General features: G+C 69.6%; 11 protein-coding genes. 3 read left to right on the plus strand and 8 right to left on the minus strand.

The features are described from left to right. Positions 1 to 163 precede the first annotated feature (163 nt). Both ACFQVD_RS22070 and ACFQVD_RS22075 read right to left on the minus strand, forming a co-directional pair. A complete protein-coding gene (locus ACFQVD_RS22070) occupies positions 164 to 1,570 on the minus strand; it encodes an aminobutyraldehyde dehydrogenase (protein WP_343971965.1) in 1,407 nt (468 codons plus the stop codon). Positions 1,571 to 1,604: 34 nt separating this feature from the next. After that, a complete protein-coding gene (locus ACFQVD_RS22075; RefSeq protein WP_343971968.1) occupies positions 1,605 to 2,876 on the minus strand; it encodes a glycosyltransferase in 1,272 nt (423 codons plus the stop codon). Positions 2,877 to 3,001: 125 nt separating this feature from the next. Between ACFQVD_RS22075 and ACFQVD_RS22080 the strand changes: the two genes are divergently transcribed. Beyond that, a complete protein-coding gene (locus ACFQVD_RS22080; RefSeq protein ID WP_343971971.1) occupies positions 3,002 to 3,610 on the plus strand; it encodes a TetR/AcrR family transcriptional regulator in 609 nt (202 codons plus the stop codon). On the opposite strand, the gene ACFQVD_RS22085 is transcribed toward ACFQVD_RS22080, so the two are convergent. Genes ACFQVD_RS22085 through ACFQVD_RS22100 form a run of 4 tightly spaced genes read right to left on the minus strand, consistent with a single transcriptional unit; the run spans position 3,604 to position 7,403 of the window. Further along, entirely contained in the window at positions 3,604 to 4,635 is a 1,032-nt protein-coding gene (locus ACFQVD_RS22085) for an ABC transporter ATP-binding protein (protein ID WP_343971974.1), read from the minus strand. The genes ACFQVD_RS22080 and ACFQVD_RS22085 overlap by 7 nt on opposite strands. Continuing rightward, positions 4,635 to 5,408: an ABC transporter permease gene (locus tag ACFQVD_RS22090; protein ID WP_343971977.1), complete on the minus strand. Its 774-nt coding sequence runs from the start codon at positions 5,406 to 5,408 to the stop codon at positions 4,635 to 4,637. The genes ACFQVD_RS22085 and ACFQVD_RS22090 overlap by 1 nt, the downstream gene beginning before the upstream one ends. Continuing rightward, positions 5,401 to 6,252, minus strand: coding sequence for an ABC transporter permease (locus tag ACFQVD_RS22095; RefSeq protein WP_343971980.1), 852 nt, complete (start codon positions 6,250 to 6,252; stop codon positions 5,401 to 5,403). The genes ACFQVD_RS22090 and ACFQVD_RS22095 overlap by 8 nt, the downstream gene beginning before the upstream one ends. A gap of 26 nt (positions 6,253 to 6,278) precedes the next feature. Further along, the gene (locus tag ACFQVD_RS22100; RefSeq protein ID WP_343971983.1) at positions 6,279 to 7,403 is read right to left on the minus strand and encodes a polyamine ABC transporter substrate-binding protein; all 1,125 of its coding nucleotides are present in this window, start codon (positions 7,401 to 7,403) and stop codon (positions 6,279 to 6,281) included. Between the two features lie 313 nt (positions 7,404 to 7,716). On the opposite strand from ACFQVD_RS22100, the gene ACFQVD_RS22105 reads away from it, so the two are divergent. Both ACFQVD_RS22105 and ACFQVD_RS22110 read left to right on the plus strand, forming a co-directional pair. Beyond that, the gene (locus tag ACFQVD_RS22105; RefSeq protein ID WP_343971986.1) at positions 7,717 to 8,682 is read left to right on the plus strand and encodes a hypothetical protein; all 966 of its coding nucleotides are present in this window, start codon (positions 7,717 to 7,719) and stop codon (positions 8,680 to 8,682) included. Positions 8,683 to 8,708: 26 nt separating this feature from the next. Further along, positions 8,709 to 9,668, plus strand: a complete 960-nt coding sequence (locus ACFQVD_RS22110) for an SIS domain-containing protein (protein WP_343971989.1) — start codon at positions 8,709 to 8,711, stop codon at positions 9,666 to 9,668. Positions 9,669 to 9,681: 13 nt separating this feature from the next. Here the strand turns inward: ACFQVD_RS22110 and ACFQVD_RS22115 are convergent, their stop codons facing one another. Both ACFQVD_RS22115 and ACFQVD_RS22120 read right to left on the minus strand, forming a co-directional pair. Continuing rightward, entirely contained in the window at positions 9,682 to 10,092 is a 411-nt protein-coding gene (locus ACFQVD_RS22115) for a DUF742 domain-containing protein (RefSeq protein WP_343971992.1), read from the minus strand. A gap of 2 nt (positions 10,093 to 10,094) precedes the next feature. Beyond that, a complete protein-coding gene (locus tag ACFQVD_RS22120; RefSeq protein ID WP_386271922.1) occupies positions 10,095 to 12,701 on the minus strand; it encodes a sensor histidine kinase in 2,607 nt (868 codons plus the stop codon). Positions 12,702 to 13,080 lie beyond the last annotated feature (379 nt).

Genomic DNA, 13,080 nt, shown 5'->3' on the forward strand with positions numbered 1-13,080 from the left:
CCTGACGCGCGGTGGCTCCGGCGGTCTTGTGTCATCACTGGCCTACGTAACCCCTCGCCGGATTTGGAAGCGGCGAAAGCAATTTGAGCACATCCTTTATGTCACTTCGAATGGAGTAAATGCCGACAAATCCCCGCAAAAAGGACATACGGCTACAAAGTTTTCAGGCCGGCCGGAAGGAATCCTTCACCTCCGGAGCCTGGTGCTTGATCATCAGGTGGCGGGTCACAGAGTATTCCCCAACCGCCTCCTGACTCATGTCCTTGCCGAAGCCGCTCCCCTTGACCCCGCCGTGCGGCGCCTCAGAGGCGATGGGCAGATGGTCGTTCACCCAGGTCACGCCCACGTCGAGCCGATGCGACACGCGCAGTGCCCTGGCCACGTCCCTGGACCAGACCGATGAGGCCAGCCCGTAGACGGTGTCGTTGGCCAGCCGGACCGCCTCGTCCTCTCCGTCGAAGGGCAGGGCGATCAGTACCGGACCGAAAAGTTCACCCTGAACGATCTCACTGTCCTGGGTCGCGCCGGAAACCAGGGTGGGCGGGTAGTAGAACCCGGGCCCTTCGAGCGGGGCACCGCCGCAGAGCACGGAGGCGCCCGCGGCGACGGAACGCTCCACGAAGCCGTGCACGCGGTCGCGGTGCCCCTCGGAGATCAGCGGGCCGATGTCGGTGGCCGGATCCCAGGGGTCGCCCACACTGATCCGCGCCAGCGTCGCGTGCAGCGCCTCGACCGCCTCGTCGTACACCTCCCGGGAGATGTAGACGCGAGTCGCGGCCGTGCAGTCCTGGCCGGTGTTGTAGGTGGCGCCCATCGCGACGCCCCTGGCCATCTCGGACAGGTCCGCGTCACCGAAGACCAGCGCCGGAGCCTTGCCACCGAGCTCCAGGTGGACCCGCTTCAGGGAGCCCGTGGCGCCGCGCATGACCGCGCGGCCGGTCGCGGTGGAGCCCGTGACGCTCACCATGTCGACGCCGGGGTCGGTGACGAGGGCCTCGCCCACCTCGGCACCGCCCAGCACCACCTGGAGCAGCCCTTCGGGCGCGCCGGCACGGGCGAACAGCTCGGCCATCCGCAACGTGGTGCCCGGCGTCTGCGGTGCGGGCTTGATGACCACCGCGTTCCCCGCGGCGAGCGCGGGACCGATCTTCCACACCGCCATGACCAGGGGGAAGTTCCACGGGGCGATCGATCCGACGACACCGACCGGACGACGCACCAGCAGCGAGGTGTAGCCGGAGCTGAGCACCCCCGCACCGGTGCCGTCCAGCGAGCGGGCCGCCCCGGCGAAGAAGCGGAGGTTGTCCGCCGCGAACGGCAGCTCGCCGTCGCGGAAGACCGCCGCGGGCTTGCCCGTCTCGATGACCTCCAGCCGGGTGAGCTCCTCGGCGTCGGCCTCGACGAGATCGGCGAAGCGCAGCAGCACCCTGGCCCGCTCGGCCGGCGTCGCGGCGCTCCACTCCCGGAACGCCACGCGGGCCCGCCGCACGGCGGCGGCCACCTCCTCGACCGGGGTGTCGGCGACCTCCCCCAGGATCTCGCCGGTCGCCGGATTGATCAACTTGCCCATGGAACTTCCCTCATCGTGGTGGTGCGGAGAGCCGTCAGGCCCCGGCCTGCTCGATCAGGTCGGCCGCCCTGCGCAGGCCGTCCCGCCCGCGGATCTCCTCGCCCGCGGCTGCCAGGCGCTCACGGAGCGCGCCGTCGCCCAGGAGCCTGTCCAGCGCGCCGGTCAGCTCCTCGTCGGAGAAGGTGTAGGTGGACAGGCGCACACCGTAGCCGAGTTCGTGGACGCGCTGCGCGTTGTCGTACTGGTCCCAGAACAGGGGCAGCAGGATCATCGGCTTGCCGAAGTGCAGCGCCTCGGTGGTGGTGTTGTTGCCGCCGTGCGTGATGACCAGGTCGACCATAGGAATGATCTTGGTCTGCGGGACGAACTCGGCGCCCCACATGTTGTCGGCCAGCTTGATCTCCTCGTGCAGCGGACCCATCGAGACGATGAAGCGGTACGGGGTGGTGGCCAGCACGTCGATGGTCCGCTGCATGAGCGCGACGTCCGCCGAGCCGAGCGAGCCCAGCGAGAAGTAGACCAGCGAGCCGTCCCGGTCGGCCAGCGACGCGGGGAGCTCGAAGCCGCCGTCCGTCTCGCGCACCGAGGAGTCCAGGCGGTGCCAGGAGTCGCCCAGCGGCCGGGCGTCGACGTAGTCGGCGATCTCGGGGAAGACGTAGAGGTTGAGGTCACCCTCGTGGATGAAGTCCAGGTCCGGCAGCGGGTCGGCGCCCTGCTCGACGACCCACTCGTTGAAGGCGGTCCAGATCTCGCGGTGGGTGCGGTCGTACTCGGCGTTGAAGGCACCCCACTGCGACCGGTCGTCGGCGGGCAGCCCGGAGAAGACCGGGGCGACGCCCTCGCCGCGCACCTCCAGCGGGTTGCAGGAGACGATCCGGACGAACGGCTTGCCCGCCGTCAGCAGCGCCGGGAAGGTGATGACGTTGTCCTCGACGATGACGTCCGGCCGGACGCGCTCGATAATCTCCTTCAACTGCGGCTCGCAGTACTTGGCGCCGTCGATAAGCGCCTCCCAGATCGGCTTGGTGACCGTCTCCAGCTGCTCCAGAGTCGACTTCCGGTATTCCGGCGCGGTGTCCCTGATGAAGTCCTTCCAGAACTGCCCGGGGTCCTGTTCCTCTTCGGTCGGCGGCGCGAGATCGACCAGGTCCTCCTCGAATCCGAGGGCCTCCAATTTCCCCTTCCAGGAGGCCTCAGCTGCGAAAACGACTCTATGCCCACGCTTACGAAGAATGTCACCGATGCCGATGCAGTTGTTCGTCGGCCCGTAGGCGCTCTCCGGCATGAACAGGATCGTGAGGGACATCACGCCTCCTTACGTCTAGAGGTTGCGGCTTTTGAAGAATGGTGAAATTCTCGGCTAGCAAAAAACCTGGAAAACGGTCACTATGGACCCCGGCACAGAGCGTGGTTTTCAATGAGCGGGGGAATATGACGCGCAAGGGACGGGCGGACCGGCGCCTGGATCTCATCGCGGCCGCACATCGGGCGATCATCCGGCACGGCACCGAGGGAGTGCACCTCAACCATGTCGCGGAGGAGGCCGGGCTCACCTCCGGGGCCGTCCTGTATCACTACCCGCGTCTCAGCGAACTGCTGGTCGACGCCCACCACGCCGGGATGGAGCGCTTCTACGAGCAGCGGCTCAAGCGGATCAAAGGCATGCGTGACCCCGCGGAGAAGCTTGTCGTGACCGTCCGCTCGGGGCTGCCGCACGGTCCGGACGACCCGGACGTCCGGCTGCTCAACGAGCTCGGCGGAGCCGCGCCCCGCAACAGGATGTACGCCCTGCTGCTGACCACCCTCTACGATCGCCAGGTCTCGCTCTACCAGAGCATCCTGGACACCGGGGCCGCGTTGGAGACCTTCACGCTGTCGGGCGACTCCCTGCTCATCGCCCGCAACCTGGTCGCGCTCGAGGATGCGTACGGCTATCGCATAACGGCCCGCCACCCGGTGATCGGCCCGCAGGAGGCGGCGGAACTCATCCTCGACTACGCCAGGACCGCGACGAACCACCCGCTCAACTCGTCTCATTGAGGGATCAGCACTCCGTCCCCCTCCGCCCAGCCGAGCGCCACCTCAGACCCCGTCTGGACCTGGGTGGCCCCCTGGGTGGCCACCAGCACGGGCTGCCGGCGCCCGCTCACCTGTACCGACACGTGCGAGATGCCGCCGTAGAAGCTCACGTCGACCACCTCGCCGCTCAGCACGCCCTTGCCCTGGTCGTCCAGCCTGATCCGCTCCGGCCGTACGGCGAGCAACGCGGACGTGCCGTCGGGCAGGCCCGAGTTCCCGGGAAGGATGCCGAGCTCCTCGGCGGCCAGGCCGACCGAGCAGGCCCTGCCCTCGAAGATGTTGTTGGCCCCCACGAAGCCGGCGACGAACGGCGTGCGCGGGTGCTCGTACAGCTCCACCGGGGCGTCCACCTGCTCGACCCCGCCGGCGTTGAAGACCGCGATCCTGTCGGCCAGCGACATGGCCTCCTCCTGGTCGTGGGTGACCACGACGAAGGTGATGCCGACCTCGTTCTGGAGTCGCTTGAGCTCCAGCTGCATCTCCGCGCGTACCTTCTTGTCCAGCGCGGACAGCGGCTCGTCCAGCAGCAGCAGGCGCGGCCGCTTGACGATCGCGCGGGCCAGCGCGACCCGCTGGCGCTGACCGCCGGAGAGCTGCTGCGGTTTGCGCCCGGCCATGGCCGCCAGCCCGACCTTCTCCAGGACCTCGTCGACCCGGCGGCGGATCTCCGCCCTGCCCAGCTTCTCCCGCTCCAGGCCGTACGCGACGTTCTTGGCCACGGTCATGTGCGGGAAGAGCGCGTACGACTGGAACATCAGGTTGACCGGGCGGCGGTGGGCCGCCCGGCCGAGCAGGTCGTCGCCGTCGAGCGTGACGGTGCCCTCGTCGGGCGACTCGAAGCCCGCCAGGATCCGCAGCAGTGTCGTCTTACCGCAGCCGCTGGGACCGAGCAACGCGAAGAACTCGCCCTGCCGGATCTCCAGGGAGACGTCCGACAGCGCCGTGACGTCACCGAACCGACGGCTGACACCGGTGATCTTCAGCATTAGGACAGCGACTCCGTCAGTCGGGTCATCCGCTGGGTCACGATCACCGCGGTGAAGCTCACGAGCAGCAGCAGCGTGGCCAGGGCGTTGATCTCGGGGGTGACCCCGAAGCGGACCATTGAGTAGATGACGATGGGCAGGGTCGGCGTGGTGGGCGCCGCCGTGAAGAACGCGATGACGAACTCGTCGATCGAGAGGGTGAACGCGAGCAGCGCGCCGGCCAGGATGCCCGGCGCCAGCTGCGGCAGGGTGATCCGGACGAACGTGGTGAACGGCGTCGCGCCCAGGTCCCTGGACGCCTCCTCCAGGGAGGTGTCGGCGTGGGTGAGCCGGGTGCGGACCACCGCGGTCACGAACGCCATGCCGAACACCGTGTGCGCCAGCAGCACCGAGTGCAGCCCGAGCGTCGACTTGATCGTGGCGTAGAACACCAGCAGGCCGATGCCCAGCACCAGGTCGGGCAGCACGGCCGGCAGCACGCCGAGCGCGTCGAGCGCCCGCGATCTGGTGTGGCGGGCCAGGCCCACGGCCAGCAGGGTGCCGAGCACCGTGGCCAGCACCGTGGAGCCCACCGCGACGATCAGAGTGTTGACCAGGCCCTCACGGATCGCGGCGTTCTCGGCGAGCGCGCCGTACCACTTCAGGCCGAAGCCCTCGTAGACGTAGGGGGACTCACCGGAGTTGAAGGACATCACGACGAGCACGACGATCGGCGCGTAGAGGAAGACGTAGGTCGCCCAGAAGGGGACGTACAGCAGTCGGGGTCTACGCACGTCGGGCACTCCATGCCTGCGCCAGCAGCAGGACGATCAGCACGGCGATCAGCGCCAGTGCGAGGGTGGACCCGAACGGCCAGTCGCGTGCCTTGAGGAACTGGTCCCTGATCAGGTTGCCGACCATGATGGAACGGCCACCGCCGAGCAGCTCGGGGATGATGAAGTTGCCGAAGCTCGGTACGAACACGAACAGGCAACCGGTGAGCACGCCTGGCAGGGTCAGCGGCAGCGTCACCGAGGCGAACGTGCGGACGGGTCCGGCGCCGAGGTTGGCCGACGCCTCGCGGAGCTGCGGGTCCAGCTTCTCGATCGCCGCGTACAGCGGCAGGACCATCAGCGGCAGGTAGGAGTACACCAGGCCGGTGACGATGGTGCCCTGGTTGTAGAGCAGTTCCAGCGGCTTGTCGATCAGTCCCAGGTCCATCAGGGTGGTGTTGACCAACCCGGGACCGCTCAGCAGGACGATCCAGGCGTAGATGCGCACCAGGAAGTTGGTCCAGAACGGCAGCACGACCGCGACCAGCGCGATCGTCTTCCACTTCCGCGGCAGCTGGGCGATCAGGTAGGCCGTCGGGTAGCCGACCAGCAGGGCGATCAGCGTGGCGATCGCGGCCAGCTTCAGCGAGCCGACCAGCACGTCGAGATAGAGGGGGTCGAGCAGGCGGGTGAAGTTCTCGCCCGTCGGCTCGTAGACCACGCCGCCGAAGCGGCCCCTGCGGAACACCGTGAAGCTGATGAGCAACGCCAGCGGGATCAGCAGCAGGACGATCAGGTATGTCAGTCCGGGCCCCAGGAAGACGAGCCTTCCCAGGGCACGCGATCGGCGCGCCCGTGATCGCACGGACGCGCCGGAAGCGGTGGAGCGTGTCACTGCTGGGCCGCGACCTCGGTCGCGAGCCTGGTGAACTTCAGCGAGTCCTCACCCAGGTCGATGATCGACTCACCCTTGAGCAGGTCGGACGGGCTCATCTGCAGCGGCGCGTTGGCGGCCTTGAGCTCGGCGTTCATCGCGTCCATCGCGGCCTTGTTCGGGACCTTGTAGAGGATGTTCTCCGCGGCCCAACCGTGCACCTTCGGGTCCAGGATGTAGTTGATGAAGGCGTGTGCCGCCTCCTTGTTCTTGGAGGACTTCAGCACGACCATGGTGTCCACCCACAGGTCGCTGCCCTCCTTGGGCACCACGAACTTGATGTTCTTCTCGGTGGTCGGGCACCAGCCGTCCCACGCCTCGACCATCACGGCCTCGCCGGTCTTGAGCCTCTCGCCGAAGGTGGTGTCGTCGTAGGCGAGCAGCTTCGGCTTGGCCTTCAGCAGCGCCTCCTTGACCTTGGCGATCTCCTCGTCGCTTTTGGTGTTGACCGAGTAGCCGAGCGCCTTGATGGCGGGCAGGGCCAGCCAGCGCTCGGTGGTCATCATGGTGACCTTCTTGACCGCTTCCTCCGGCGGGTTGAGGAGATCGTTCCAACTCGTCGGGGCGGTCTTCACCAGGTCGGTCCGGTAGCAGATGCCGGTGGTGCCCCAGGTGTAGGGGACCGAGAAGACGTTGCCCTTGTCGTAGGAGAGCTCCTTGGCCTCAGGGTAGAGGTTCGCCAGGTTCGGGATGAGCTCGGGGTGGAGCGGCTCGAGCAGGCCGGCCTCGTTGAGGGCCTGGGCGTACTGACCGGAGACGAAGGCCACGTCGAGACCGGTGTCGGCGCCGCCGGTGAGCTTCGCCATGATCACTTCGTTGGTGTCGTGCAGGGTGACCTTGAGCTCGGTCTTGAGCTTCTCCTTGACCTCGGTGGCCAGTTCCTTGGGCGTGTAGCCGTCCCAGACGGAGATGGTGATGCTCTGCTTGGAGAGGTCGGCGTTCGGGTTGAGCTGCGCCGACGAGGCGCTGGCGGCGGGCGCGGCGGTGTCCGCGGCCTCCCCGCCACATGCCGAGACTGCGAGCGCGAGGCCGGCGGCCAGGGCGACAGCCGGAAGATTACGGGGGTACCGAGTGCGGGACACGGCCGCTACTCCTTCAGAATTCAGTGTAAGTGGGGTAGACCGGCCGTTGGGGACACGGCAGACCAAAGCAGGAGTGTTGCAGTCAACATTATCTTGAGCAAGACTTCCCACGACATCACCCCCGGAAAGTTGGGTCCGTTTGTTAAATCCAGCTTCAATCTGGAACCGGCTCGACACGGTTCCCCGAGCCGGCGACGGACGGAGCAGCGCGCTCCTCGATGCTCTGACCAGCGTGGATCCATCCCCCTTCAGGGTGCGCCGGTTCCATCCGCTTCCCTCCCCGGCCGCCACATTTATCTCAACTGACACTCAATTGTCATGGATCGACGGAGCCGTCGGGACGGGTGAGCGCGGCTTCGACGTCGACCAGACCAACCACTCCGTGGTCGTCGGCGAACGGGTCGTCGTCAAGTGGCTCACCCCGCCCGTACCACTCCCGGCGCCCGCGCCCGACATGTTCGCGCACCTGACCTCGGTCGGCTTCACCGCGACCGCCACGCCCTACGCGGCCCTCTCCCGGCGCGCGGACGACGGCTCCGAGACGCTGCTCGCCCTCGTCACCGCCTACCTTCCCGAGGCGAGGGACGGCTGGGAGTGGTGCGTGGACGAGGCCGTCTCCTTCGGCACCTCCTTCGCCGCCGACCTGGGCGCCCTCTCGGCCGACCTGCACGCGGCGATGGCGACCCCGTCGGCGACCTTCCCCGACCCGGTACGCACGGCGGAGGGCCCGTGGTCGCCGCGGGCCGGCGAGGCGCTGGAGGAGGCGCTGGCGCTGACCGACGGCGAGGACGGCGAGTGGCTCGCGGCCCACGCCGGCGCGCTCCGCGCCGACCTGGCTCCGCTGGCCGCCGCGGGCGCCACCCCGCTGATCCGCATCCACGGCGACCTGCACGTCGGCCAGTTGCTCCGCTGGCGGGACGGGTACGCCGTGATCGACTTCGACGGCAACCCGACCGTCGCGGACGCCGCCCCCCTCCAGCCCGCCGCCCGCGACCTCGCCCAGCTCACCACGAGCCTCGAACACGTCGGCCAGGTCGCGATCAGGCGCCGCGACGCCGATCCGGCGATGATCGCCGAGTGGGCCCTCGCGGCCCGCGCCACCCTGGAGTCGGCCTACTCGGACCGCCTGGCCGAACTGGGCCACGCCGAGCTTTTGGACCGTTCCCTGCTGCGCCCGTTCGAGATCGAACAGGAGTGCCGCGAGCTCGTCTACGCCGCCCGGCATCTCCCCCGCTGGCGCTACGCCCCGATGGGCGTACTGCGGTCCCGTTACCGGTGACCGGTGAACCCGATGAAGGAGAGCACGTGATTCCCGAGCTGTACCTCGCCGATCTGGAGGCCAAGCCCGCCGCGCTGACCGGCCTGGCGAGCGCCCTGGAGGCCGACGACCCGTTTTCCGGAATCCCCTCCCGGATCCGGCGGGTGGTCTTCCTCGGTATGGGCAGCTCCCGGTACGCCGCCCGGGTGGCCGCGCTGCGCCTGCGGGCCGCCGGAGTGGACGCGGTGGCCGAGTACGCCTCCGCCGCCCTGAGCTACCCGCCGAGCCCGGACACCCTGGTGGTCGCCATCTCCGCCACCGGCGGCAGCAGGGAGACCCTCGACGCGGTCGCCCGCGTACGCGGTCGCTCCTTCGTCCTCGCACTGACCAACGCGCCGGGCTCGCCGGTCACCGAGGGCGCCGACCTGGTGGTCCCGATGCTGGCCGGCGAGGAGCGCGGCGGCGTGGCCTGCCGGACCTTCCAGCACACCCTCGCCCTGCTCCTGGCGCTCGGAAACCGCCTCACCGCCTCCGGCGGGGACTCACCCGCGCTGCTCCGCCGTACGGCCGAGGCCACCGCCGACCTGCTGGAGCGCCGCGACGAGTGGCTGGAGCCGGCGGCGGCACTGCTCGACGGCCCGCACGGCGTCTACACGATCGCCCCCGCCGAACACCTGTCCTCCGCCGAGCAGTCGGCCCTGATGTTCCGGGAGGGACCGCGCAGGGCGGCCGACGCGTGCGAGACCGGCGACTGGGCCCACGTGGACGTCTACCTCACCAAGACCCTGGACTACCGCGCCATCCTGTTCCCCGGCTCTCGCTACGACGAGCAGGCCATGGACTGGATCCGGCAGCGCGGCTCCACGGTCCTGGCCGTCGGCGGCGACCTTCCCGGCGCCAAGGCCGCCGTCCGCTACCGCCACGACGACGACCCCGACGTGGCACTCCTGACCGAGACCCTGGTGGCCGAGCTGGTCGCCGCCAGGTGGTGGCTCGCCCAGAGCTGACCCCCGGCGGGCCTCAGATCTGGTCGAGGCCGCTGAGGACGCGTTCGAGAAGGTCGGGACCGGGACCCGCAGCGTCGACCTTGGGGCGGTGGATCCGCACCAGGCCCTCGGACTCCATGTCGGAGACCAGGACGCGGGTCACCCCGAGAGGGACGCCGAGCAGGGCGGAGATCTCCGCGACCGAGCGGATCCGGCGGCACAGATCGCTGATGAGGCGGTACTCCCGGATGTAGGACAGGCCGAGCCGAGCCGGGGTCGAGGTCGAGACCATCGCCTCCATGGCGAGCTTGGCGCTCGGCACGATCCGCCCTCCGGTCACGGCGTACATCCGGACCAGCGAGCTCTCCTCCTCGACCGGTTCGCCGTACTCCGGCTCGTACCCGAAGCGCCCGTCCCGCCCACCGTCGGAGTCGTCGGCCCGCACGGCTATCGGTCCCGGTTCGGGAGCTCGTTGCGCGCCCTGAGCACGCCCTGCTGGAAGCTCGACATCCGGTCACGGAGCCGCTCGGCCGAGACCGGGGCCGCGCCCGGTCCCGGTTCCGGGTTCGGCCGAGACCGGGCGGGCGGCGCCACCGAGCCGGGCACCAGGTTCGCCCTGGGGGTGCGTTTGGGCAGGCCGGCGTCGGTCGTGCCGCCGTGTGCGGGCGCGCTCGCCGCCTGGGCGGCCTGCCAGCCCCCGTCACCGGGAGAGGACCACGGCTCGGGCTCGTTGCGAGGGCTCTCCGGGACGGGGTCGCCCGTGGCCTCGCCGGGATCCCGGGAGGCGGCGATCCTGAACCAGGCGGACTCGACCGAGGCGAAGATCGGCAGGAAGTCGTCCTGCTTCGCCGGCGGCCCTGTCTCGTCCGCCCGGGCCGGACGGAGGAGGGGGCCGAGCGGGTCGGGGTGCGGCTCCGGGAACTCCCCACGCGGGCGGGACCGTTCCGGGGGCGGGCTCCACACGCTCGGCGCGCCCGCGTCCGCCCGCCCGTCCCACGCGGGTGCGGGCCACGTCTGCGCGGTGGGCGCCGCGAGCAGGGGAACCCTCGGGGGCAGGCCCTCGGCACCGGGAGCCTGCGGGAACGACGGGCCGGCGAGGGGCACGACGCCCTTGGGGAAGGCGGCGGGGAGCCGCGGGTAACCGGCCTGCTGGGGCGCCGGGGGTGGTGTGACGAGGAGTGTCTCCGGGAGGAGGACCATCGCGGTCAGGCCGGCCCCCTGGGGGCGAAGCTGGACGCGGATGCCGTGCTTGAGCGCGAGGCGGCCGACCACGAACAGACCCATGTGGCGGGCGACCGAGGCGTCGGCGGCCTGCGGGTTGGCCAGCCGCCAGTTGGCCTGGGAGAGCTCGTCGAGCGTCATGCCGATGCCCTGGTCGGTCACCGAGACCATCACGCCTCCCCCCTCGATCCGGCTGCTGGACACCGTGACCCTGGTGTTCGTCTGCGAGAACGAGACGGCGTTCTCCACCAACTCGGCCAGCAGGTGGACCACGTCGCTCGCCGCGGGGCCCGCGACGGCGACCTCCGCCCGGACCCGGTTCGTCACCCGCTCGTAGTTCTCCACCTCCGACAGCGACGCCCTGACCACGTCCATCAGCTCGACAGGCTGCCTCCAGCGCCGCGCCACCTCCTGCCCGGCGAGGACGAGCAGGTTCTCGCTGTTGCGGCGCATGCGGGTGGCGAGGTGGTCGAGCTTGAACAGATCCGCCAGCCGCTGGTCGTCGCGCTCGCCGCGCTCCAGCCGCTCGACCAGGCTGAGCTGGCGTTCCACCAGGCTCTGACTCCGCCGGGAGAGGTTGACGAACATCGCGTTCACCGTGTTGCGCAGCTTGGCCTCGTCGCCGGCCAGCCGCACCGCCTCCCTGAGCACCTCGTCGAACGCCCTGGCGACCTCGCCGATCTCGTCCCGGGAGAGCACCCCGATCGGCGGCACGTCCGCGACGACCTCCCCCTCACGCGACTCGCGGACCCGCTGGACATAGGCGGGCAGCCGCTCCCCGGCGACCTCCAGTGCCTCCCCGCGCAACCGCCGCAGCGGGCTGACCAGCGAGCGCGCCACCCAGATGGTGATCACCAGCACGAGCGCCAGCAGGGTGACGACGGCCATGGCGACCATCAGGGCGTGGCTCTGCTCGGCGTCACCGAGCTGCTGGCTGCGTACCACGATGTCCCGGGCGTGCCGTTCCTCGACCCCGCGCATGTGGTCGACGACGACGGTGGCCGCGTCGTACCACTCCTTGGCGTCGTCCTTCTCCGCCAGGTCCAGCCCCTTCAGCGAGGTGCCGGAGGCCGCGCGGAGCAGGACCAGCTCGCGGAGGAACTCCGCGCGGTCGGCGGTGCGGCCGTTGACCGCCTCGTCGAAGAGGCGGCGGTCCCGGCTTCCGGCCTCGGCGGCGAAGGTCCTCCTCTCGTTGCGCTCCGTGGAGAGCGCGCCGAGGAACCACTCCATCTGCTCCTGCTCGAACCGCCCCGCCACCAGCACCACGGTCAGCAGCGCCCGCTGGAACGAGACCGCCTCCTTGGCGCGGGCGAGCGCGTCCAGGGTCAGGGCCTGGCCGAACAGGACGTCGTCGGCGGTGCCCTTGCCGAGCTCGTCGTGGAGGGAGATCAGATCGGCGATGACCAGGCTGTAGGCGGCGATGACCGCGTCGGGCAGCAGCGTCGGCCCCAGGGCCTGGGTACGCAGCGGGGGGAGGTCGTCCAGGCGGGTGATCGCGGTCTCGACCTCGTCCCGGGTACGGCCGCTCACCTCCCCGCCGAGCAGGGCGCCGCTCTCGCGAACGCGTGTCACGGCACCGTCGACCAGGTCCATCTGGGCCCGCACGTTCTCCACCCCGCTCGCGGGGCGGCCGAGGGCGATGAACCAGGCGGTGTGGTCACGTTCCTCGGCCAGTTCGTGGGTGAGCGCGCCGACGTGGCCGGAGAGCCGGGCGAGGTCGTTGATCCGCCGGTAGTCGTCCGAGGCGCTCATCGAGGCGAACACCTGGACCCCGCCGAGCAGCACCGCGGCGATCGTGGGCACCAGGATGAGCGCGACAAGGCGCCGTCGCACCCGCCAGTTCCGCGGGCGTAGGCCGCTGCCCGCGTCTTGGATCCGCTGTGTGCTCACCGAACGCTGCCTCTCGGTGGATGAACCCCTGGTCGAATTTCCCGCGGTTCCCGGCAATTCGAGCACATCTCGACCTATGGGGCCAAGCGAACACAGCTCAATAAATGCGTATTCCTGGTGAAGCGGTGACCAGAACCTGGAGCTCCAGATATGACTGGAACATCGGTTTCAGTGGTCCGAATACCCCTGTCGCACATTTACCGGCCCGCACGGTCGTTTGCATCGTTCCATTCGGCGGCTCAGCAGCGCCGGACGGAATCACGCCGTCCCTGGAAGATCACAACATTGTGGGTCATCACAGTCACCCCATATCGTGACCTCC

Origin of the sequence: Streptosporangium amethystogenes subsp. fukuiense (assembly GCF_042665875.1) — a bacterium.
GTDB lineage: Bacteria > Actinomycetota > Actinomycetes > Streptosporangiales > Streptosporangiaceae > Streptosporangium > Streptosporangium fukuiense.

What these genes read in the sequence shown, in the direction of transcription:
- ACFQVD_RS22070 (WP_343971965.1), bottom strand. Translation starts at nt 1,570, where the DNA reads ATGGGCAAGTTGATCAATCCGGCGACCGGCGAGATCCTGGGGGAGGTC.
- ACFQVD_RS22075 (WP_343971968.1), bottom strand. Translation starts at nt 2,876, where the DNA reads ATGTCCCTCACGATCCTGTTCATGCCGGAGAGCGCCTACGGGCCGACG.
- ACFQVD_RS22080 (WP_343971971.1), top strand. Translation starts at nt 3,002, where the DNA reads ATGACGCGCAAGGGACGGGCGGACCGGCGCCTGGATCTCATCGCGGCC.
- ACFQVD_RS22085 (WP_343971974.1), bottom strand. Translation starts at nt 4,635, where the DNA reads ATGCTGAAGATCACCGGTGTCAGCCGTCGGTTCGGTGACGTCACGGCG.